Annotated in this window: 19 protein-coding genes and 1 tRNA gene; 13 read left to right on the plus strand and 7 right to left on the minus strand. The window is 37.2% G+C overall.

All coding sequences use genetic code 11. The features are described 5' to 3' along the window. The first annotated feature begins 248 nt into the window (after positions 1 to 248). A complete protein-coding gene (frr, locus tag U9K52_RS10035; protein WP_263603116.1) occupies positions 249 to 803 on the plus strand; it encodes a ribosome recycling factor in 555 nt (184 codons plus the stop codon). 62 nt (positions 804 to 865) lie between these two features. Here the strand turns inward: frr and U9K52_RS10040 are convergent, their stop codons facing one another. From U9K52_RS10040 to U9K52_RS10065, 6 genes are all read right to left on the minus strand, one after another. Next, on the minus strand, positions 866 to 1,138 hold the full coding sequence (locus U9K52_RS10040) for a hypothetical protein (protein ID WP_322926271.1): 273 nt from the start codon (positions 1,136 to 1,138) through the stop codon (positions 866 to 868). Between the two features lie 36 nt (positions 1,139 to 1,174). After that, on the minus strand, positions 1,175 to 1,720 hold the full coding sequence (locus tag U9K52_RS10045; RefSeq protein WP_322926273.1) for a hypothetical protein: 546 nt from the start codon (positions 1,718 to 1,720) through the stop codon (positions 1,175 to 1,177). Between the two features lie 110 nt (positions 1,721 to 1,830). After that, positions 1,831 to 2,472 carry a hypothetical protein gene (locus tag U9K52_RS10050; protein WP_322926275.1) on the minus strand — a complete coding sequence of 214 codons (642 nt, stop codon included), beginning with the start codon at positions 2,470 to 2,472 and terminating at the stop codon, positions 1,831 to 1,833. 100 nt (positions 2,473 to 2,572) lie between these two features. Continuing rightward, positions 2,573 to 4,033 carry an LptF/LptG family permease gene (locus U9K52_RS10055; protein WP_322926276.1) on the minus strand — a complete coding sequence of 487 codons (1,461 nt, stop codon included), beginning with the start codon at positions 4,031 to 4,033 and terminating at the stop codon, positions 2,573 to 2,575. A gap of 140 nt (positions 4,034 to 4,173) precedes the next feature. Beyond that, positions 4,174 to 4,821: an outer membrane lipoprotein carrier protein LolA gene (locus U9K52_RS10060; RefSeq protein WP_322926278.1), complete on the minus strand. Its 648-nt coding sequence runs from the start codon at positions 4,819 to 4,821 to the stop codon at positions 4,174 to 4,176. Positions 4,822 to 4,982: 161 nt separating this feature from the next. After that, positions 4,983 to 7,493 carry a DNA translocase FtsK gene (locus U9K52_RS10065; RefSeq protein WP_322926280.1) on the minus strand — a complete coding sequence of 837 codons (2,511 nt, stop codon included), beginning with the start codon at positions 7,491 to 7,493 and terminating at the stop codon, positions 4,983 to 4,985. 419 nt (positions 7,494 to 7,912) lie between these two features. Between U9K52_RS10065 and ccsA the strand changes: the two genes are divergently transcribed. The 11 genes from ccsA to U9K52_RS10120 all read left to right on the plus strand — a co-directional run bounded on the left by ccsA (position 7,913) and on the right by U9K52_RS10120 (position 23,299). Beyond that, the gene (gene ccsA, locus U9K52_RS10070; RefSeq protein ID WP_322926281.1) at positions 7,913 to 11,167 is read left to right on the plus strand and encodes a cytochrome c biogenesis protein CcsA; all 3,255 of its coding nucleotides are present in this window, start codon (positions 7,913 to 7,915) and stop codon (positions 11,165 to 11,167) included. Between the two features lie 270 nt (positions 11,168 to 11,437). Beyond that, positions 11,438 to 12,304 carry an SPFH domain-containing protein gene (locus U9K52_RS10075; protein ID WP_263603110.1) on the plus strand — a complete coding sequence of 289 codons (867 nt, stop codon included), beginning with the start codon at positions 11,438 to 11,440 and terminating at the stop codon, positions 12,302 to 12,304. Positions 12,305 to 12,353: 49 nt separating this feature from the next. Continuing rightward, positions 12,354 to 12,542, plus strand: a complete 189-nt coding sequence (locus U9K52_RS10080) for an Arc family DNA binding domain-containing protein (RefSeq protein WP_263603109.1) — start codon at positions 12,354 to 12,356, stop codon at positions 12,540 to 12,542. Positions 12,543 to 12,871: 329 nt separating this feature from the next. Beyond that, complete coding sequence (locus U9K52_RS10085) at positions 12,872 to 14,422, plus strand: aldehyde dehydrogenase family protein (protein ID WP_263603108.1); 1,551 nt, start codon at positions 12,872 to 12,874, stop codon at positions 14,420 to 14,422. Positions 14,423 to 14,540: 118 nt separating this feature from the next. Then, a complete protein-coding gene (gene lat / locus U9K52_RS10090; RefSeq protein ID WP_263603107.1) occupies positions 14,541 to 15,863 on the plus strand; it encodes an L-lysine 6-transaminase in 1,323 nt (440 codons plus the stop codon). Positions 15,864 to 15,924: 61 nt separating this feature from the next. Beyond that, positions 15,925 to 16,155, plus strand: coding sequence for a DUF2007 domain-containing protein (locus U9K52_RS10095; protein ID WP_248393463.1), 231 nt, complete (start codon positions 15,925 to 15,927; stop codon positions 16,153 to 16,155). Positions 16,156 to 16,382: 227 nt separating this feature from the next. Continuing rightward, positions 16,383 to 16,895, plus strand: a complete 513-nt coding sequence (locus U9K52_RS10100) for a GNAT family N-acetyltransferase (protein WP_322926283.1) — start codon at positions 16,383 to 16,385, stop codon at positions 16,893 to 16,895. 117 nt (positions 16,896 to 17,012) lie between these two features. Then, positions 17,013 to 17,465: a transcriptional regulator gene (locus tag U9K52_RS10105; protein WP_248393465.1), complete on the plus strand. Its 453-nt coding sequence runs from the start codon at positions 17,013 to 17,015 to the stop codon at positions 17,463 to 17,465. 1 nt (position 17,466) lies between these two features. Then, a complete protein-coding gene (locus U9K52_RS10110; protein ID WP_322926284.1) occupies positions 17,467 to 18,654 on the plus strand; it encodes an efflux RND transporter periplasmic adaptor subunit in 1,188 nt (395 codons plus the stop codon). 3 nt (positions 18,655 to 18,657) lie between these two features. After that, positions 18,658 to 21,804: an efflux RND transporter permease subunit gene (locus tag U9K52_RS10115; RefSeq protein ID WP_263603104.1), complete on the plus strand. Its 3,147-nt coding sequence runs from the start codon at positions 18,658 to 18,660 to the stop codon at positions 21,802 to 21,804. Positions 21,805 to 21,883: 79 nt separating this feature from the next. After that, positions 21,884 to 23,299 (plus strand): TolC family protein, encoded by a 1,416-nt coding sequence (locus U9K52_RS10120; RefSeq protein WP_322926285.1) that lies wholly within the window; start codon positions 21,884 to 21,886, stop codon positions 23,297 to 23,299. Between the two features lie 73 nt (positions 23,300 to 23,372). Here the strand turns inward: U9K52_RS10120 and U9K52_RS10125 are convergent. After that, positions 23,373 to 23,446: transfer RNA gene (locus U9K52_RS10125), tRNA-Ala, on the minus strand. 386 nt (positions 23,447 to 23,832) lie between these two features. On the opposite strand from U9K52_RS10125, the gene U9K52_RS10130 reads away from it, so the two are divergent. After that, entirely contained in the window at positions 23,833 to 24,204 is a 372-nt protein-coding gene (locus U9K52_RS10130; RefSeq protein WP_248393469.1) for a hypothetical protein, read from the plus strand. Positions 24,205 to 24,277 lie beyond the last annotated feature (73 nt).

Consider the following 24,277-nt stretch of genomic DNA (forward strand, 5'->3'; position numbering starts at 1 on the left):
AATAAGCAAAACTATTTTATGGCTCTATTTTTATTTTAAAACTTCACCAATATAATTTTATCAAGAGCCTAAGTTTAAAAATTTCAACAAACACAGAGTTTTCCAGATATTTTACTATCTTTGGCAACAGTAAAAAATAGTAAAAAAACAGTAAAAAAAAGGCATTTTTCATATGTTTACAGAATCATAATTTACTGATAATCAGATGCTATTTAGTTATGTGTAACTTATCAAATTTTTATTATATAATGGAAGAATTAGATCTTATAGTAGAGTCTGTGCAACACGATATGGAAGCGGCTGTTAAGCACCTGGATCATGCATTTCAAAGAATCAGAGCGGGACGTGCGTCTACAAATATGGTTCAGGATGTAATGGTAGAATATTACGGGGCATTGACTCCCATCAACCAGGTAGCCAATGTTTCTATTCCGGATGCCATGACGATTTCTATTCAACCTTGGGATGCTAAAGCAATTAATGATATTGAGAAAGCCATCATTAATTCTAATCTTGGTTTTGCTCCTTCCAATAACGGGATCAATATTATTCTTAATGTTCCGCCGTTAACGGAGGAGAGAAGAAGAGAGCTGGCAAAACAGGCCAAATCTGAAACTGAAGATACGAAAGTTGTAGTAAGAAATGCAAGACAAAACGGTCTGAAAGAGCTTAAAAAGCTGGATGGTGTTTCTGAAGATGTAATTAAAGGCATCGAAGCTGATATCCAGGTTCTTACCGATAAATATGTGAAAATTTGTGATGAACATCTTAAAACAAAAGAGGCTGAAATTATGAAAGTGTAATTTTCAGTTTTTAAATAAATAAAGCGGCTTTTAGGCCGCTTTTTGTTTTGATGTGTTATTAATTAATTATTGGGCTCTGCAATTACAATATAGCCTATGAATAACGACGGATCAGTAGAAGAATACTGCTTCATCAGAGCAATCTTACTTTTTGTAGTGATCCAGATATGTACGGGGATATCATTTTTAATCGATTTTTTAAAATTCTGAGTATATCGGTCTTTCATATCTGTATTCCCCTCGGAATATGTAGGTGCTGAATAATATTTGGCCAGATAATTATAAAGGTATTCCTTATCCATCTGCTTAATCTGCGTATCAGTATAACTGTACATATTATCCCAAATATTAGTTAGTAAAACATAAGGATGCTAATTTTCAAAACCGTTGAAAAAGCCTAGCGTATTTTTCTGCAGAATATTGTTATATCCTGTTGCCATATCTGTCGCCGTAAAACCGTTCCAGTTCACTGCTAAAAAATCATTATTGTCGGTAACATTTACAGAAGTCTGGTCAGTATATATTTTCTTCCCGTCCTTAAAACCTTCAATGCTCACCGTATAATTGCCAAGATAATAAAAATGATAATTAAAGCTTGTGGTCACGGAATTTCCATTTTGTGTTTTCTCAAAGATAATTTTTTCTCCTTCAGTATTTGAAATTTTAAAGGTCAGCACATCAAGATAATCTGCAAGTATTCCAAAATAGGTTGATTGATTTTTTTGAGAAAGTTTAAAATCAATATTTTCAAAAATATTAACACCGGATTTATCTGCTGTTATTTTAAGCCCTAAACTGGTTAAAGCGGGATCGTTTTTTATTTGTGTTTCTGTAGGATTGGAGTCTGCCATTTCTGTGTCAGAACATGAAAAAAGTAATAAACCTGCTACAGACAGCGCCAGAATTTTTTTATACATTTCACTTTTATTTGAATAAATTTACACAAAAGTATGTATTCATAAAATGATATACAATCTTATGCGAACCTGTTTTATATGAGATAAATCAGAAAGTAAATCAATACACCTTATAAGCATTGTATTTCGCCTCTTGTGTTTTTATTTTTTAGAATAAGCTGATATTTTTTCATAAGTTCTGCAACATCGCATTTTATTTCTTTATTAGATATTTTTTCAGGATCTGTATTATTTCCCTTGGAACGTACCGTATAATTTTTCTCGAAACACTGAACCGCTTTATTATTTAGAATATAAATTCTTTTTTCTTTAATATCGTCTTTGGTTTCGGGCTTTTCAGGAGTTCCTCCGTCATCAAAATTCCAAACCGTTTCATCATTGAAAATAAAAAACACCTGATTATTTTTCACAAAATAAGTTGTAGATGAGGAAAAGTGACTGTGTTCTGCATAAAAATCCTTTACAACTGCAAGTTTTTTATTTTCGAAATATAAAGTGACTTCACCTTCTCTTTCATCACAATTATAAGTAAATCGGGTAGAATCCAGTTTTTTTGACCTAAGCATACTGTTGAGATTAGCATACTCATTTTTTATATCATCAATGGTCTTTATGGTGTCATTTCCTGATTTCAACGGGGTATCTTTTTTTACTAACTGCTCTTCAGAACGTTTTTTATCAATTGTTTCCGTTGCTTCTTTCTTACAGGAAATGATCATCAAAAAGCTTAGGCTCATCAATATAATTTTCATATTTAAATGGTTTTGATTGCCTCATTAGTACAAAAAACATGCTATGGCAATCTGCCTATGCTGAAAAGAAAAGATCGGAAAATTCCGGACCTTTCTATTATTACTGATATCTTTTATGTTCCTGATTTTTAACGAACAGCTTCGTGACGGGTTTAAAGAATGTCTTATATTTTTCCGCATCAAATAATTGCGAATCGGTAAGTGCCTTATAAGTCATCCAGATCCCGAACGGAAATAAAACAAGATTAGGAATCCAGGCTGCAAGATAAGGATTTACTTTACCAGACCAGGCCATATTTTCCACACCTACGTTAATGACATAAAATATAATGAAAATAACAATGGCAATAATCACGGGCAGTCCCATTCCTCCTTTTCTGATGATAGATCCGAGACTCGCACCGATCAGGAAGAAAATAATACAGGTGAATGAATAGGTAACAATCCTTTGCTGATAGATCACCACTTTTCCATAATATTTAACAACTGGATCAATTTCGTTATTTTTACCATCAACAGTACCTTTCAAGTTTTCAAGGCGGGTATACGCATTATTAATAATCTCCAGTTTTTTGTCATTTTTTAAAGTATCAAGCTTTAAAAGCTGCTTTGGTTTTGCTTTCGACCTGTTCTGTTTAGTGTCCATGTATGTGATCACCGAATTGGTCTGGCCCAGAACATCATTATTAACATTTGTAAAGAATTTGTTGTTATCCTTTTTGGTCTGATCGATGGTTTTATTAAGCTGGTTAAATGTCTGAAACCGGTAATCGTCCGTAATTCTTTCTTCTTCTATCGCTTTATTAATGATTTCACTTACATCAAAATGGGAGGTTAGCGAATCAAATTTTATAGCCTGATCAGGTTGTTTTAGACGCACATTTTCTGCTTTCCCCGCAAAGTTATCTTCATACACGTATCCGTTGTAAAGAATGAGTTTAAGATAATTTTTATTGGCAGCCGGTACGAATTTTCCTTTTTCTGCAACAATCGACTGTTGATTATCATAGGTTGTCGCTTTCTTATGAATAAAAACGCCTTCAATATTTTCACCGTTTTCTCCTGTTATTTTATCAAATTTCACCATGTATCCGGGAATCTGATCGATAAACTGTCCGGGTGTGAAGTTAAGCGCGGGTTTGGTCTGTGCAATATTGAAGAGCATATTTTTGGCCTTCCTCTGAAAATCCGGGATAATATTATTGGAGAAAAAATAAAGCATGATCGATAGAACAACCGTTACTCCCAATAAAGGCAGCATTACTCTTGTAAGGGAAATTCCCGCCGCTTTCATGGCGGCAAGTTCGTACCGCTCCCCAAATTCTCCGAACGACATGATACTTGCAAGAAGAATTGTAAGCGGTAATACCATACTGATAACGCTTACTCCAAGATAAAAGAGAAGTTTTAAAATCTGCCAGGTACTGAGTCCTTTTCCCATAAATTGCCCCAGCTGAACCCAGATGATATTTACAATAAATATGAAAAACAACACGCTGAATATAAAGAAAAACGGTCCGAAGAAGGTTTTTATGATATATCGGTCAAGAATTTTTAACATGTGCCAAAATTAATGAAAAAGCCACAAAGTTTCCTTTGCAGCCTTTATATTTTATGAAATTTTTATAATCTGTAAAACGGCGAGCCTTTAAAATGATAAAACGGGTATTAAAAGCATTTTAAGTTTCACAGATGTTATTTTTAAAGTTCGGTAATCAGGTAATTTTTGTATTTACTTTTATCGAAAACAAACATTCCCGGATCCAGAGTCTGATTTTCTTTATACTCTTTAATGGCAATTACCGCAACATCTTTATTGGTTCCGTGCTGTTCAAGCTTTACCATCTGTTTTTTTGCCGAATCTACAAAGATGTAGACATGCTGTATTCCATTTGATTTTACCGGTGTCAGTTTGATAAAATCGGCATTTACACCATTCACGTTTTTCTTTCCGTTATAGGTTACGTTATAATCATTTCTATACGTTGAAAGATAGTTGATAGGGGAGAACATAGACCCGCTTCCGTTTGGTTTTGCAACGGTTACTTCCATATCTTCCGTATTGATATTGTAGATTTTGTTGCCATCAAAGATCTGTTCCGTTTCCATGATCTTTAACTTATACTTATCTCCGGCAGCATAATAAATTCCCGGTTCCGTCTTTGAAACCTGCCCGTTTGTTCCTGTTCCGAAAGAAAATTTAAAATAAGAATTCTTCTTGGAATTATAGTTTGCCGTAATATCATCCAGTATTTTTTTAGCCTTAGCATCAATCTTCTGGGCATTAGTAATTCCTACTGCACCCACAACCATACCGCTTACTATAATTTTTGAAATAATATTTTTCATTTTTATTTAAATCTTTAATCTTTAGACTTACTTTAGTGTTAGAAGTTAAACCACCGCTGGGCATTAACTGCGCAGATCTTTCAAAAACTGTTCCAAAGAATGCTGCTGTTTTTTATCATTACAAATAGAAATGGTGGACAATATTTTAGAATTTTCTCAGGTTATCCTTTTAAATCATCCAAAAACTGTTCAAGCGAATGAAGATCACTAATGAGAACCTCTCTGGCTTTAGCACCGTTAAATCCGCCTACAATTCCGCTTGCTTCCAGTTGGTCCATAATTCTCCCAGCTCTGTTGTAGCCAAGCTTTAATTGCCTTTGAAGCATAGAAGTAGAACCCTGCTGTGTAGAAACAATAATTCTTGCCGCTTCTTCAAACAAAGCATCTTTCTCATTAGGGTCGAAAGCTCCTACCGTACTTGCAGAATCTTCGGAAACATATTCAGGAAGAATAAATGCTGAAGCATATCCTTTTTGTTCACCGATATATTCAGCAAGTCTTTCTACTTCCGGTGTATCTACAAATGCACACTGAAGTCTTAAAATTTCATTTCCGTTAAAATACAGCATATCTCCCTTACCAATCAGCTGATCTGCACCCGGAGAATCCAGAATCGTTCTGGAATCTACACTTGAAATTACCCTGAAAGCTGCTCTAGCCGGGAAGTTGGCCTTAATCATACCCGTAATTACGTTTACGGATGGTCTTTGGGTGGCAACAATTAAGTGAATTCCCACTGCTCTGGCAAGCTGCGCCAGTCTTGCAATCGGAAGTTCAACTTCTTTCCCGGCAGTCATGATAAGATCTGCAAACTCATCAACAACCAGAACAATATAAGGTAAATAACGGTGTCCGTTTTCAGGATTCAGTTTTCTTTCCGAGAATTTTTTATTGTATTCTTTTAAATTTTTACAGAATGCATTTTTCAGAAGATCATATCTTGTATCCATCTCAATACAAAGAGAATTCAGGGTATTGATTACCTTATTGGTATCGGTAATAATGGCTTCCTCTGCATCCGGAAGTTTCGCCAGATAATGTCTTTCTATTTTTGAATATAATGAAAGTTCCACCTTTTTAGGATCTACCATTATGAATTTCAATTCACTCGGATGTTTCTTATATAAAAGTGAGGTAAGAATTGCGTTGATACCCACGGATTTTCCCTGTCCCGTTGCACCTGCCATTAAGAGGTGAGGCATTTTGGAAAGGTCTGCCATGAAAATTTCGTTGGAAATCGTTTTCCCGAAAACCACAGGAAGATCCATATCCGTATTCTGGAATTTCTGGGATGCAATTACCGAACGCATAGAAACCATGGTAGGATTTTTTCTTGGAACTTCAATCCCGATGGTTCCTTTACCCGGCATCGGAGCAATAATCCGGATTCCCAGTGCGGAAAGATTCAGGGCGATATCATCCTGAAGTTTTTTTATCGCCGCAACACGGATTCCCGCTTCCGGAACAATTTCATACAAAGTTACTGTCGGACCAATCGTAGCCTTGATTTCAGCAATGCCTACATTGAAATTTTTAAGCAGTCCGACAATTTTATTTTTGTTTTCTTCCAGTTCTTCTTTATTAATAGAAATTTCCTCATTTCCGTAATCCTTTAAAAGATCAACAGTCGGCATCTGGAAATTAGCTAAATCTAATTTATGATCGTACAGTCCGTGTTTTTCTACCAGTTCCTGGGATTTCCTGTCGGAATCATCCAAAATATCCACTACAGGAGCAACTTCTACTTTAAATTTAATATCATCTTCAGCCACAATTGCTGTTGAAGCCGCCAGTTTGATGTCAAAAGCCTGTTCAGGACTTGACATTGGAACAGAAGGCTTCGGACTCAGATCTACGTGTAATGGTTGTGAAAAATCATTTTTATCATCTTCAAAAGATGTTTTGTTTGGGGTTACGATCGCTTCAACTTCAGCAGCAACCGGTACATGTTCCGATTTAACAGGCTTTACGGTTTCCGTAACGGTAATTTTGGAAGGAATATTCTCTGCATTTTCAGCTTCTTCAATGAGTTCATCATCCGCCTCAAAATTTTCATCAGAACTTGGCATCATGGATTTTACCCTCCCAATAGTATTTTCATTGAGATCATTCAGCTTAGATTTGATAGAACTCGGACGAAGATTGAATTCTAAAATAAAATATAATGCAATGCTTGAAATTAAAACCAGCCAAAGACCATAAGAGCCAATAATTGTATTCAGGGAATCCATAATCTGATACCCGTACACACCGCTCAGAACACCCTGACCCTTTGTAATAGCTCCGAATAAAATAGGAAGCCAGCAAATAAAAAACAAGGAATGTCCAACAGTTTTCCACGGTTTAAACATTTTCTTTTTAAGAATAATCGTTCCGAAAACTAAAAACAGAAAAGCAATGATGAAAGAAGCCACGCCAATACTTTCGAAAATGAAAATATTTCCGAGCCAGTCGCCCAGCTTTCCGAAGAGGTTGGAAGATTTAATGCTTTTATCCAGCATGGTTCCGGCCTGACTCTGGTCTGCCTTCCAATTCATCAGATAGGAAACAAATGAAAAGGTGAGAACCACGGAAAAAAGAATGAAGGTAAGCCCGAAGAATACTCTCGGCTTCGATAAAAATCTGCCTTTTTCAGGCAATTCCTGTTGTTTTTTTTGTGTGTTTTTATCCATAATGTACTGTGGCAAATTTAATGTTTTTCAACATTAAAACTGGTGTATTACCGGGAAGAATATTATTATTTATTTGTCGGAAAATTATCAACGTGATTCCGGTTTACAGAAACTAAAATATTTAAAATAATTCAATTTTGATTTAATTTTTTTCATTAAAGTTTTTGTAAAGAGTGTTGTTGCCAATGCGCTGTTCTAGCAGATACCACCCATTAATTTAAATAAAATTATTATAATCTCTAAATAACAAATTAAACTGTCATTAAAAAATTCTTAATTATTATATTTTTATCAGCCTGTTTAATATTATTAAGAACGGTTAAAAATAACACTTATCAATGGCAAAGTGATAAAAAACAGCTTTTTTTCACGGCATTGTAGTTTATCATCCTTATTTTTGCGTATCAAGTATATATAACATGAAGAAGCTCCAGGATATTCTTATCTCGACCAGAACAATGGCTGTGTTGTTACTGGTGTACGCATTTGCGATGGCATATGCAACGTTCTTAGAAAATGACTACGGAACTCCAACAGCAAAAGCTTTAATTTATGAGGCATGGTGGTTTGAATTAATCATGCTTCTGCTTATTCTCAATTTCATAGGAAATATTGGAAGATACAGACTCTGGAAGAGAGAAAAATGGCCGGTGCTGGTTTTTCACCTTGCCTTTGTACTGATATTTATTGGTGGTGCCATTACAAGATATATCAGTTTTGAAGGGACAATGCACATCCGGGAAGGAGAAACCTCCAATGAAATTGTAACGGATAAAAACTTCCTTAAAATTCAGATTGAGGAAAAAGGTGATGTTCTTAATTATCAGGATATTCCGTATCTAATGTCTCCATTACACAAAGATTTACAGGCTACCTATGATTTCCATGGAAAAGAAGTGAAAGTCATTGCAAAAGAGTATGTTCAAAGAAAAAAAGATAGTCTCGTGGCTGACCCTAATGGCGCCGAATATCTTCATTTGGTATCAACAGGACAAACCGGAAGACAGAATATTTTCATTAAACCCGGAGAAACAAAATCAATCAATGGAACGTTGGTGACTTTCAACAGAGCCATTGAAGGTGCGGTTGAATTTAAAAATGAAGGCGGAAAGTTATTCATCAAAACACCGGTTGAGGCGAGCTATATGACCATGGCCACTCAGGCTACAGGAAGTACAGTAAAAGACGAATTCCAGCCATTGGCTTTAAGAAGTTTATATTCAATTAATGAATTAAAGCTGGTTGTTCCTGAAGGTCTTAAAAAAGGAAAATTAATGGCAATTGAAGGCGACAGAAAAAAAGATCAGGCTGTGCCTGATATGCTCACTGTTGAAATTCAGGGTCCGAAAACAAAGCAGCTGGTAGACCTTTCAGTTGAAAAAGGAAATCCGAATGCCTACAAACAGGTTACAATGGACGGATTGAATATCATGATTGGTTTTGGTCCGAAAATTTACAATACGCCTTTCTCACTTAAACTCGATGATTTCGTAATGGAAACCTATCCTGGAAGCTCATCTCCAAGTGCTTATGAAAGCCATATTAAAATCATTGATGAAGGCAAGCAGACCCCATTTAAAATTTATATGAACCACGTTCTCAATCATAAAGGCTACCGATTCTTCCAGTCGAGTTTTGATCCGGACAGAATGGGGACGGTACTTTCCGTAAATCATGATTTCTGGGGTACCCTGATTTCTTACATTGGCTACACGTTCTTATTTGGTGGAATGTTCTTTATGTTCTTCTGGAAAGGAACTCATTTCTGGAAGCTTAATAAAATGCTGAAAGATGTCAACAAGAAAAGGGTAGTAACCATATTATTAATACTATTAAGTTTCGGACTGAATGCTCAAAAAATAGAGACCCACGGCACTACTGACGGCAGCAGGGAACATATCCACACAGAGGGAGAACAGCATAATCATGATGCTGAAGTTGCTCCGGCCCAATCAGGTTCTGCAGCTCCTTCCGAATCTCATACAAAAATCAGAAGCGTTTCCGCTGATGAAATTATCGCACAAAACAAAATCAGTGCAGAACATGCCGATAAATTCGGGTATCTTTTGGTTCAGAATTTTGAAGGAAGAATTGTCCCTCTCAATACACAGGCACTGGATGTTTTAAGAAAGCTTTACAAAAGAGATGAATTTAAAGGGACTGATGGAAAATCACTTTCTGCTAACCAATGGTTTTTATCAATCAATACAAATCCTGATAACTGGATTGCAGTTCCTTTAATAAAAGTAGGAACAAAAGGTGGAGACGCCCTGAAAGAAAAAACAAAAGCAGATGAGGACGGATATACCAGTTTATTAAATCTTATTCCTTCTGATGCCAACGGAAATCTTCATTATGTGTTGGAAAAGGATTATAATACAGCCTTCCGTAAAAAAGCTTCCGAGCAGACCAATTATGACAAAGAGGTAATTGCCGTTAATGAAAGAGTACAGGTATTCCAGGAAATATTCTCAGGACAGTTTATGAGAATTGTTCCTGTGAAAAACGATCCTAATCATACATGGCACTCCTGGCTAAATCAAAAGTTTGAACCAGATACAGAATCTCAGCAGGTAATGGGACCATATCTTGCGGAAGTTCTTGTTGCCCAACAAACCGGTGACTGGAAAAGAGCGGATGCAGAGCTTACAAAACTTTCGGACTATCAGCAGAAGTGGGGTAAGGCAGTCGTTCCTGCCAAATCCAAAGTTGAGCTTGAAGTTTTCATGAATAAGGTGAATATCAATTTCAAACTATTGATTTTCTACACCATCATCGGCGGACTTCTTTTACTACTGGGATTTGTAGAATTATTCAAACCGAATAAAGTCTTAAACAAAACCATTAAAGCGATTATTGTAATCGGAGCTATAGGGTATTTCTTCCATTTCCTTGGACTGGTGGCAAGATGGTATATTTCCGGACATGCACCATGGAGTAACGGATATGAAGCGATTATTTTCATTTCGTGGGTGGGAATTACAGCAGGACTATTATTATATAGAAATTCAAACGCCTTGATTCCGGCAGCCGGATTTATGGTTGCAGTTATCATGATGGGATTTGCGCACGGCGGTTCGGCTCTTGATCCACAGATTACACCGCTGGTTCCTGTACTGAAATCGTACTGGCTAATTGTACACGTAGCCATTATTACATCCAGCTACGGATTCTTTGCCCTGTCGATGATTATTGCCGTGATCAGCCTTGTATTTTATATCATTTCAAATAAAGGAACTTACAAATTACACCACGATACAACTTTGAAAGAACTGGTGATTGTTTCTGAAATGTCTTTAACAATAGGTTTATTTGCATTAACGGTAGGAAACTTCCTGGGAGGAATCTGGGCCAATGAATCGTGGGGAAGATACTGGAGCTGGGACCCGAAAGAAACATGGGCTTTCATTTCCATTATGGTGTATGCGTTTGTTCTACACATGAGATTGGTTCCTGGTTTACGAAGCAGATGGGCGTTCCACGTGGCAACAATGTTTGCATTCTGTTCGATGGTAATGACATATTTCGGAGTAAATTATTACCTGAGCGGACTTCACTCTTATGCAGCAGGAGATCCTGTTCCGGTTCCGGCTTGGGTATATATCGGACTTGGAACAATGGCACTCTTATCAGCCGTTTCGTATTACAAGTTTAGAATCTTAAATAAAAAATAAGTTTAAAATTTATCATTCATACCATCCCTGAAATTAATTTTTCAGGGATTTTTTTATACTGACTATTTAATTTAAACCGAAGGACAAATGTCTGATTCGCGCAAGTTTTAGGGATTTTACGGATTGTATTAAAATTTTAGCATTCAGATTCCAAGCCTGAACTTTTGTTTCTTTAATTCAAATCAAAAAAATTTAAAATAAATAATTTTAATGTAAAAAAAATCATATCTTTATGATATCAAATTAATATCAAAATTAAAAATCAATATCATGGAAAAAATCCTTAAACCGATGTCCGGATATATTACTTTAGTAATCTGTCTTGGACTTTTCATTGCTTCAATTTACCTGTTCGCAATAGGAGTTGATGAGAATATCACATTTGTTGTTCTTTCAATAGTTGCCTTTATTGTATTCTGTTTCTTCCTGAAAGGCCTGATGATAATTCAGCCGAACCATTCAAGAGTACTGAACTTTTTCGGGAAATATGTCGGCACCGTAAAAGATAACGGTTTGTTTTTCATTAATCCTTTATATTCTTCCCAAAGAATCAGTCTTCGTTCCGAAAATTTACAGGGCCAGACACTGAAAGTAAATGACAAAATGGGAAATCCCATCGAAATTGCTGTCGTTATCGTATGGAAAGTTGGCGATACTTACAAAGCCGCTTTTGATGTTGAACGTTATTCTGATTTTGTAAAAATGCAGAGCGAAGCTGCGGTACGTCATTTGGCAATGAGTTTTCCTTATGACAACCTGGAGGACGATCATGCACCGATTACATTAAGAGAAGGCGGGGAAAAAATCAATGCCATTTTGGAACAAGAACTTACAGAGCGTCTTTCAAAAGCAGGAATTATTATCCAGGAAGCTAGAATTTCCCATCTTGCCTATGCATCGGAGATTGCAGGCGCCATGCTTCAGAGGCAACAGGCTACAGCTATTGTTGCGGCAAGAACCAAAATTGTGGAAGGAGCCGTAGGAATGGTAGATTTAGCATTAAAGAAACTTTCCGAAGAAAATATTGTGGAGCTCGATGACGAAAGAAAAGCCGCAATGGTGAGCAACTTAATGGTTGTTTTGTGTGGTGAAAAAGCGGCAACACCTATTTTAAATGCCGGGACACTTTATAATTAAATCAAGATCAGAATTTTGTTTATACAAACGTCAGAAAAAGTTAACAAGAATGAAATCAGAAAAAACTCATAACACTTCCGAAAATAAAGGCAAAAAATCTTTTGTTTTAAGGATTGATGAGTCTACCTATAAGCTTCTTGAAAAGTGGGCCAATGATGAATTCAGAAGTGTAAACGGACAAATTGAGTTTCTGCTTCATCAAAGCTTGCTCCATTCCGGGAGGAAGAAAAAAGAATAAGATGATACAAACAAACAAAAGCCGAGAAAATTTCTCGGCTTTTTATTTTATACAACTTTGAAGCGTATCTGCCCCAAAGTAAAATATTACCAGCCAAATCAGCCCTTTAATGGTAAAGAAGGCAAATCCTGCCCATCCAACACGCTTAAACCATTTTTTAAACTTCGAATTATTTTCCTGAGAGCTTTCCATTTCTGTGTGTCAAAAGATTACCATACAAATATAGTCATGTTTATAATTAGTCCAAATAAAAAATCCGTTAAAAAAATTTAAATTTTGCAGTTCGTTTAATATTTTTAACTTTAGGGAAAACGAAAAGTAAAATTTTTATGTCTAAAAAAGTAAAAGATTTTGGGATTGAAAACACGCTCAAAAATCTAGGAATTAAGAATGAAAATAAGGGGACTTCAACAGGCGGAAAATACTTTGCATCAGGGCAAACCATAGAAAGCTATTCTCCGGTAGACGGAAATCTAATTGCAAAAGTGAAAACTTCCGGAACATCTGATTACGAAAAAGTTCTTGAAGCTGCGCAAAATGCTTTTAAAGAATTCAGGCTCATTCCTGCACCCAAAAGAGGGGAAATCGTAAGGCAGCTTGGCCAGAAATTAAGACAGTACAAAAACGATCTTGGTAAACTTGTTTCTTATGAAATGGGAAAATCCCTGCAGGAAGGCTTAGGCGAAGTTCAGGAAATGATCGATATCTGCGATTTTGCAGTGGGGGTTTCAAGACAGCTTCACGGTTATACCATGCACTCCGAAAGACCGGGGCACAGAATGTATGAACAATATCATCCACTGGGAATCGTCGGGATTATTACCGCTTTTAATTTTCCGGTTGCCGTATGGTCGTGGAATACTGCTTTAGCATGGATCTGCGGAAACGTCACCATTTGGAAACCATCAGAAAAAACACCGCTTTGTGCAATTGCCTGCCAGAATATCATGAATGAAGTTTTAAAGGAAAACAATCTTCCCGAAGGAATTTCAAGTGTTTTGGTTGCAGATCATGAAATCGGACAAAAACTGGTTGATGATAAAAGAGTAGCCTTAATCTCATTTACCGGTTCTACAAGAGTAGGGAGAATGGTTTCTGCAAATGTTGCCCAAAGATTCGGAAAATCTATCCTGGAGCTGGGAGGAAATAATGCGATTATCATTACTCAGGATGCGGACATCAATATGTCAATTATCGGAGCTGTTTTCGGAGCGGTGGGTACAGCCGGACAAAGATGTACTTCAACAAGAAGATTGATCATCCACGAAAGTGTTTATGATGAAGTGAAAAATCGTTTGGTAAAAGCATACGGACAGCTTAAAATCGGAAATCCTTTAGACGAATCCAATCATGTAGGGCCTCTTATTGATACAGATGCCGTAAACATGTACCAGGAAGCTATTAAAAAAGGTAAAAAACAAGGCGCAAAATTCATTGTGGAAGGAGAAGTACTGAAAGGAAAAGGCTATGAATCCGGATGCTACGTGAAACCATGTATCGCAGAAGTAAAAAATTCTTACGAAATCGTTCAGCACGAAACTTTTGCCCCGATTTTATATCTTATCAAGTATAAAACATTAGAAGAAGCCATCGCCATTCAGAATGATGTTCCGCAAGGTTTATCCTCTGCAATCATGACGCAGAATTTAAGAGAGGCAGAATTATTTCTTTCGCATGCAGGTTCAGACTGCGGTATTGCCAATGTAAATATCGGAACATCCGGTGCGGAAATCGGTGGTGCATTCGGTGGAGAAAAGGAAACCGGCGGCGGAAGAGAATCCGGTTCAGACGTCTGGAAATATTATATGAGAAGACAGACAAATACCATCAACTATACAACAAACCTTCCTCTGGCACAGGGAATCAAGTTTGACCTTTAATATAAAAATATTTAGAAATTCAGAGATTTAAAAATTAAAAATTGTCAACTTTTAAATAACATAAATCTCTTTGTTTCAACATCATTAACTTATTTAATCAACCCTAAGATTAATTAAAATGGAAACAATTGACATACAAGTAAACAAAGTAAAAGAAATAGTAGGAAAGCACGTTCTGGCCGATGGATTCGATTTCGTAATGGATATCGAAAAATCGCACGGATCATGGCTTTACGATAAACTCACCAATAAAGAATATCTGGATATGTTTTCCATGTTTGCCTCAGCATCCATCGGTTACAATCATCCTTACCTCATGGAAAAATCTGAATGGCTGGGAAAAATGGCAGTGAACAAACCGACACTGGCTGATGTATATTCTGAAGAATATGCTCATTTCCTGGAAGTTTTCGAAAGAGTAGTGATCCCTGAAGAATTGCAGTATGCTTTCTTTATTGAAGGCGGAGCATTGGCTGTTGAAAATGCCATGAAAGCTTGCTTCGACTGGAAAACACGCAAGAATTTTGAAAAAGGACTTGATATAGAAGCTGGAATATGTATTCATTTCAGACAGGCATTCCACGGAAGAAGCGGATATACATTAAGTCTTACAAATACTTCAGATCCAAGGAAATATCAGTATTTTCCGATGTTCGAATGGCCAAGAATCCTGAATCCTAAACTTACCTTCCCGATAACGGAAGAAAACCTGGAGGAAACAATTAAAAACGAAAGGCTGGCTCTCTTAAATATTGAAGAAGCTATTTTAATGAATCCGAATAAAGTGGCATGTATCATCATAGAACCGATCCAGGCAGAAGGTGGAGACAACCATTTCAGGGATGAATTTTTATCAGGATTAAGAAGAATATGCGATGAAAATGAAGTTCTTCTTATTTTTGATGAAGTGCAGACAGGAATTGGAATTACCGGGAAAATGTGGGCATTTCAACACTTCACCGCAAAACCGGATATCATCTCTTTCGGGAAAAAAACGCAGGTTTGCGGTATTTTGGCCAATAAAGAAAAGTTTGATGAAGTTCCTGATAATGTTTTCCGTGAAAGCTCGAGAATCAATTCTACTTTCGGAGGTAATTTTATAGACATGCTCCGTTTCCAGCTGGTAATGGAAGTTATTGAGAAGGAAAATCTTGTTGAAAATGCAAGAGTTATGGGCGATTACCTTCTTGAAGGCTTAAAAAGCCTTGCCGAAAAATATCCTGAAAAACTAACCAACGCAAGAGGAAGAGGATTAATGTGTGCTGTTGACCTTGTCACTCATGAGCAAAGAAATACTCTGAGAGACGAGCTCTGGAAAGACGGAATGATTATTCTGGCCTGCGGAGATCAGTCGTTGCGTTTCAGACCACATCTTAATGTGACCAGGGAGGAAATCAGGCTTGCACTGGATAAAATTGAGAATAACATTAATAAAATTTAAATTACGGATTTGTAATTTTAAAAAAAATGTCATAAATTTAGATACTCAAACGTAACAGAACATGGAAAGAAGTACAAGAGTATCCGTTTTTGAAAGTGATAAACCTGCAGAAATTCAGCTGATTAAATCCAAACTGGATGATGCGAACATTACCAATGCCGTAGAAAACAACTACCTTACTTTTACAACTACGCCTACGGCAACGTCGCTGAAAGTATTGGTAAAACTGGAAGATGAAAAAAAAGCATTTGAAGTAATTGATGCCTATCTCCAGCAAAATGAAAATCAATAAAACAATTTCATAATTTTAAATTTTACTACTTCGAACCGAAAATTAATACCAATTAGTTTTCGGTTTTTTTTGGTTACATCACAACTGAATAATAATAGTTCAAAACCATCAGCAAACATTGAATAATTAATTATTCATGCAGTGTCAGTCTAAGCATCATAATTTAGCGTTTACGAAGTAGCATATTTAAAACAAAATAATCTTATTAATTAAAATTTTTCACAATAATGAATTCAGAAACCCAATTAAGAAAAGCGGAAATGACGGACAGAGAAGTTATCTGGGACATTTTACAGCAGGCGATAGAAAGAAGAAGAAAAGACGGGAGCGACCAATGGCAACAGGGATATCCCAACAGTACTACCGTGGAAAGTGATATAGAAAAAGGGTTTGGATATGTTATGACCGTAGACGGAGAAATTGCAGTATATGCTGCTCTTATTTTAAATGACGAACCGGCTTACAGTACAATTGAAGGAGCATGGCTGAGCAATGGAGAATTCGTTGTGGTCCACAGAGTAGCGGTGGATGAAAAATTTGCCGGGCAGGGAATGACAAAAAAACTATTTGACCATATTGAAGAATTTACAAAATCTCATGGAATTCAGAGCATTAAAGTAGATACCAATTTCGATAACATGGCCATGCTGAAAATTCTTGAAAGCAAAGGCTACACTTATTGCGGGGAAGTTTATCTGGCTGGCGGAATCAGGAAAGCATTTGAGAAGATTATAATTTAAAGGAAAAGTTAAATCCAACTTCATTGATTTTTTAAAAAAAGTAAAATTTATAAACTCTATCAGGTTTGTTCGTTTAGTTCAGAACTAATTTTTATTTTTGCTCAAAATTTATATACAATGCATAAGAGTATAGAAATTGATGAGAAAATTTTCCAGGATGCTGTAAAATTCTATGGCACAGTTTTCAATATACCTCCTCTGGCATCAAAAATATATGCTTACCTGTTATTCGATTATGATAAAGTAGGTATTCCTTTTGATGAATTTGTGGAAGTATTTTCGGCCAGTAAAAGTTCCGTATCAACAAGTATTTCGCTTTTATTAAATGCTGAACTGATTATTGACCACAACAAGATGGACGAACGCAAACGGTATTTTTTCATCAATGACGGCTATAAAAAAATCAGATTTGAAAAAATAGTACAGAAAATGAAAGACGAATTAAAACTTTTAGACGACCTGGACCATTTTAAGAAAAATCATAATGGTTACGATGAAAAAATAGAAGCTTATAAAGCGCTTTTAAATAAAAATATAATAAATATTCAGGAATCTCTTAATAAACTATAAAATGAATAATAAGCTAGTTATACTTTCTCTTGCTGCCCTTTCCTTAGTGGCCTGCAAAAAAGAAGCTCCTAAGCAGGACGGCCCGAAACCGTATCCTGTTGTAAACGTGGAAGCGAAAAATATAGTGGGTTATCAGACTTTTCCGGCTACCATCCAGGGTAAGGTAAACAATGATGTACGTGCCAAAATCCAGGGATATATCACACAGGTTTTGGTAGACGAAGGACAGTACGTAACCAAAGGACAGCCTTTATTCCGGCTTGAAACCAATATCCTGAACGAAAATGCAGCAGCTTCAAAAGCAGGAATCGGTGCTGCCGAATCTAACATTGCCGCTGCTCAGGCTGCTGTAAGTGCAGCAAACGTAGAGGTAAATAAACTGAAACCCCTGGTGCAGAAAAATATCATCAGTAATGTACAGTTACAGACTGCTCAGGCAAATTTAGCCCAGGCTCAGGCACAGCTGAAACAGGCTCAGGCGGCTAAAAGCCAGGCGGTGGCCAATTATAAAGGAGTAGAAGCCAATATCCAATATTCCATTATCCGCGCTCCTATTTCAGGAGTAATCGGTAAACTTCCTTTAAAGGTTGGAAGTCTTGTCGGACCATCAGATCAGACGCCTTTAACCACCATTTCAGACACTTCAGAAATCTACGCATACTTTTCAATGAACGAGAAGGAATATTTTGATTTTCTTGAAAAATCTGTAGGGGCTACCATGCCGGAAAAAATTAAAAATCTTCCCATGGTAGAGCTACAATTAGCCAATGGAAGTATTTATCCTGAAAAAGGAAGAATAGAAGCCATTACAGGACAAATTGATCCTACAACAGGGACAATACAATTCAGGGTTTCCTTCACCAATGCCCAAAAGCTCCTTAGTAACGGAAACAGTGGAACCATAAGATTTCCTCAACATTATGACAACGTACTGGTTGTACCGGAAAGCGCTACTTACGAACAGCAGGGAATTGTCTACGTATATAAAGTTGATAAGAGCGACACTGCAAGAAATGTTGTTGTCAATGTGATCGACAGAATTGATAATATGGCACTGATAAAATCCGGTGTTAATAAAGGAGAAACGGTAATTGCAGCAGGAATCGGTGGACTTAAGCCAGGAACTGCTGTTAAAAAGCAACCTGTAAAAATGGATAGTCTTGTTCAATCTATAAAACCGAAATTCTAAAAAATGATTAAAAATTTTATAAACAGACCGGTTTTATCTACCGTAATCTCAATTTTGATTGTGATTCTCGGGGTACTGGGACTTACTGCACTTCCGGTGACACAGTATCCGGACATTGCTCCCCCAACCGTAAGTGTTACGGCCAACTATACCGGAGCCAATGCGGAAACTGTAATGAAAAGTGTAGTCGTTCCTTTGGAAGAACAGATAAACGGGGTAGAAGGTATGGATTATATCACTTCCAGTGCAGGAAATGACGGTTCAGCCAATATCCAGGTGTTTTTTAAACAGGGAATTGATCCTGATATCGCAGCAGTAAACGTTCAGAACCGAGTAACAAGAGCAACTCCATTGCTTCCAAGTGAGGTGACACGTTCAGGAGTTGTTACCCAGAAACAGCAGACCAGTGCTTTGATGTATATGTCTTTCTATTCTGAAAATAAAGACCTAGATGATGTATATCTTCAGAACTTTTTAAATATCAATGTTATTCCGAATTTAAAAAGGATTAATGGAGTAGGTGATGCCAACGTTTTCGGGGGTAAAAACTATTCCATGAGAGTATGGCTGGATCCTGCAAAAATGGCGGCCTACAGCATTACTCCAACTGATGTTACCAATGCCATCAATGAACAGAGTAGAGAAGCGGCAGCCGGTTCTATCGGACAGAACAGCGGAAGCTCTTTTGAATATATCATTAAATATGTTGGTAAGTTCAACGAAAAAGAACAGTATGATAATATCATCATCAAATCTCTAGGAGACGGACAAAACCTGATGCTGAAAGATGTTGCTAAAGTAGAATTGGCAGGACAGTCTTATACCGGAATCGGTGAAAACGGAAACTATCCTTCCATCAGTATGGGGATTTTCCAGACGCCGGGTTCTAATGCTCAGGAAATCATTAAAAATATCAAATCATACCTGAAATCTGCAGAAGGAACTTTTCCGGAAGGGATTAAATATACGTTTAACTTTGACACCAATGAATTCCTTGAAGCGTCAATTGACAAAGTAGTTCATACATTGATTGAAGCATTCATTCTTGTATTTATTGTAGTGTATATTTTCCTTCAGGATTTCAGATCAACGCTTATTCCTGCTATTGCAGTTCCGGTTTCCATTGTGGGTGCGTTTTTCTTCCTGAATTTATTCGGATATTCCTTAAACTTATTAACGCTCTTCGCATTGGTTCTCGCTATTGGTATTGTGGTGGATGACGCCATCGTCGTCGTCGAGGCCGTTCATGCCAAAATGGAAAACGGAATTTCCGATGCGAAAAAGGCAACCGTTGAGGCGATGGATGAAATTACGGGAGCTATTATTTCAATTACCTTAGTAATGGCATCCGTATTTATTCCGGTAACTTTCATTACGGGACCTACCGGAGTTTTCTACCAGCAGTTCGGGATTACGCTTATTGTAGCGATTATTATTTCTGCAATTAATGCCTTGACTTTAAGTCCGGTTTTATGTTCTTTATTCTTAAAGCCTCACGATGCACATCATACGGAATATAAGAATTTAAATTTTATACAGAAGTTTTTCTATAAGTTTAATATTGCTTTCAGAACAACCACAGAACGTTACGGAAGAGGATTTATTTTCCTTTTAAGACATAAATGGGTTACCCTGATCATCTTTGCCGTTACAGGAGGAATTTTATACTGGGCAAGTACCACGATGAAAAAAGGTTTCGTACCGACGGAAGACAGAGGGATTATCTTTACCGATGTTCAGCTTCCTCCGGGCGCTTCCATGGAAAGAACGTACAACGCTTTGAAAACGCTTCAGGCAAAAGCCTTAAAAGTTCCGGGGGTTCAAAACGTTACCATTTCAACCGGTAGAGGATTCCTTTCCGGAAACGGAAGTAATAACGGTCTTGCCTTCGTGAAGCTGAAACCTTTTGATGAAAGGAAAAAGGATGGGCAGACATCAGAAGACATTACTAAAAGACTGTTCGGGATTACGGGAGCTGTTCCGGATGCCAAAGTAGTATTCTTCCAGCCACCGAGTGTACCCGGATTCGGGAGCAGCGCCGGTTTCGAGATGGTTCTTCTGGATAAATCAGGAGGCGAATATGTTGACCTGGATAATAAAACGAATGAATTTATCGGGAAGCTGATGCAAAGACCTGAAATTGAATTTGCACAGACTTCATTCAACACAAAATATCCGCAATATGAAATGCAGATTAACGTTCCTTTGGCCAAACAGCTTGGCGTCTCTGTAAGTGACATTCTTGCAACCATGCAAGGGTACATCGGAGGAATTTATACTGCAGATTTTACGAAGTACGGAAAACAGTTCAGGGTAATGGTGCAGGCTCTTCCTGAAAACAGACAGAAAATTGAAAACCTGAATGAACTGTATGTAAAAACAGGATCAGGAGCAATGTCTCCTATTTCCCAGTTCGTTACTTTAAATAAAGCATACGGACCGCAGTCGGTAAGCCGTTATAACTTGTTTACCTCCGTAAAAATAACGGGAGCCAATTCCGCAGGATTTAGTTCCGGGGATGCAATTACAGCCGTTCAGGAGGTAGCAAAAGAAACATTAAACCAGAATTATGATGTTGAGTTTACCGGATTGACCAGAGAGGAATTGAATTCCGGATCTCAGACCGTGCTTATCTTCGCTTTAAGTTTGATCTTCGTTTACTTCATTCTTTCGGCACAATATGAAAGTTATATTCTTCCGCTGATTGTGGTAATATCTCTTCCTCTTGGGGTAATGGGAGCATATTTCGGGCAGAAAATCATGGGACTGGAAAACAATATTTATTTCCAGATTGCATTGATTATGTTGGTGGGGCTTTTAGCGAAAAATGCCATCTTAATTGTGGAATTTGCCGTTCAGCGAAGACATCATGGGGAAACAATCGTCATGTCTGCTATTAACGCTGCAAAAGCAAGGTTAAGACCTATCCTGATGACTTCATTTGCATTTATCTTCGGACTTTTACCATTGGTATTAGCAAGCGGAATCGGGGCCGTTGGTAACAGATCCATCGCTACAGGAGCGGCAATCGGTTTATTGATAGGTACTATTTTAGGGCTTTTCGTTATTCCTGTACTATATGTTATTTTCGAATACCTGCAGGAGAAAGTGAAACCTATTAAACAAGAGGACATCAATTTAGCAGAATAATTAAGCATGTTCAGGGTTTTCAGATTAAAAGTTTAATACTGATCGGTGGCCCTGAACTTTAAACCTTAAACTTCAAATAATGAAGAATATTTTAAATATTATAAAAGGACTCTCTTTTTCAGTGGTACTTCTGGCAGTTGTATCATCTTGCATGGCCAGAAAAGAATACAACAGACCCAATAATGTGGTCGATGAAAAACTGTACCGCACAGACATGCTTCCTTCAGACAGCACCAATATCGCCAATGTTTCCTGGAAAGAAATCTTTACGGACCCTATCCTTCAGAGACACATTTCTAAAGCGTTGGAAAACAATCTTGACATAAGAATTGCCTTACAAAGTATAGCTTCTGCAGAAGCATATCTGAAACAAAGCAAAGCGGCTTATCAGCCAACTTTATCTGTAGGTCCAAACTATACTTTTCAGACCCAGTCTATCAACACACAGTTCGGACAGATTATCGGGGAAAGAAGATATGTGAATCAGTTTGATATCACAGCAAGCATCGGCTGGGAAGCAGACATCTGGGGAAGACTGAAATCACAGGAAAAAGCGCAGTATGCCGCTTATCTTGGAACCATTGCAGCACATAAAGCCGTAAAAAGTGATTTAGTAGCATCCGTAGCTTCGGCTTATTATCAGCTTCTTACTTTTGATGCACAGAAAAGAATCATCAATGAAACCATTGCGGTGCGCGAAAGAAATCTTGAAACAACGAGAGCTTTAAAAACTGCAGGAACCTTAACCGAAGTTGCCGTACAGCAGAGTGAAGCATTGGTCTTTAATGCAAAATCTTTATTGATCGATATCGATACCCAGATCCAGCTTTTGGAAAATACCATAAGCCTTCTGATGGGAGAACCTTCGCATACTATAGAAAGATCCACACTGGAAGGCCAGAGCCTGCCAATTGATGTTAAGCTTGGATATCCGGCACAACTTTTGGCCAACCGTCCTGATGTGATGAGAGCGGAGTACAATCTGATCAATGCTTTTGAGCTAACCAATTCTGCGAAGGCACAGTTTTATCCTACTTTAAGACTAACCGGAAGCGGGGGAGTGCAGTCGGTAGATATTGACCATTTATTCAGTGTAAACTCATTGTTCGCCAATGTTGTGGCCGGTCTGGCACAGCCTATTTTAAACAGAAGAGCTATCAGAACCAATTATGATGTAAGTCTTGCCAACCAGGAAACAGCGTATCTGAATTTCAGAAAAGCGGTTCTTACGGCTGGAAAAGAAGTTTCTGATGCCATAAGAGTATTCTCTGTGCAGGATTCTTTTATTGAATTAAAACAAAAGGAGCTGAATGCTTACAAAAACTCTGTTGAATATTCTCAGGAACTGGTAAACTACGGAATGGCCAATTACCTCGAAGTATTGAATGCCAGCGTAAACTCACTGAATGCAGAACTGAATATTACCAATGCAGAATACAGTAAAATGAGAGCTGCCGTTGAGCTTTATCAGGCTCTTGGCGGAGGATGGAAATAATTTTTACTGAAAAGTAAAAAACCATATAAAAAGCAAAACGCACATTAAATAATGTGCGTTTTTTTAATTGCTGTGGAGAATACGGGGATCGAACCCGTCACCTTTAGACTGCCAGTCTAACGCTCTAGCCAGATGAGCTAATTCCCCATATTGCTGTTTTTAAAGCGGTACAAAAATAACTATTTAAACTATATGTGCAAACATTTTGTTAAATTTTATTTGAGAAGAAAATGACAATTACAGCTAACTGTCAATTTTTCAGGGATTTTAAAATAATCAATGGAAATTAAAATTATTAGAATAATAAAATCCGTCCAACTTTAATAATAATAAGGAAATTACTATTTTTTTCCAGCAACAATAGTTCATTCCAGATATTTTATTATCTTTGGAAATAATTAAAAATAGAAGAAAAGCAGGCAAAAACTGACTATTTTTACAAGAAAATCAAAATACAACCAATTATTAATCAGGAGATAAGGAATTTCATTAAAAAACCCGTATTCTCCATATTTGTTTATAAAACAAAGACTATGAAGAAATTATTTTTACTTGTATTCACCGCTTTTTTATTCATCGGCTGCAAAGATGAAGATACCATCTACGACTTCATCGGCACCTGGGCCGGAACCTATTCGGGAACAGAAAAAGGAAGCTGGAACATCGTTGTGGCAAGCGACGGTAAAGTAACCGGAACACTGGATTCTGAACAGACTACGGAAAATTATTACATTTCAGGAACTCTTACCGAATCCGGCGAACTCAATGCTACAATCGGTTCTCCTGCGGACGGAGAATTTAAGGGAACACTTACCAGGGATAAAAAAGGAAACGGAACCTGGGTAAATGCAGTTCCGACGCCTACCAGATCCGGAACATGGAAAGGTGAAAAAACATCCAATTAATACAATCACTCAAAATATAAAAGCTATTCAGACGAATAGCTTTTTTTATTTCTGCCAGGTTTTATCAATTTCA

This window comes from Chryseobacterium sp. MHB01 (assembly GCF_034651565.1).
Lineage (GTDB): Bacteria > Bacteroidota > Bacteroidia > Flavobacteriales > Weeksellaceae > Chryseobacterium > Chryseobacterium nepalense.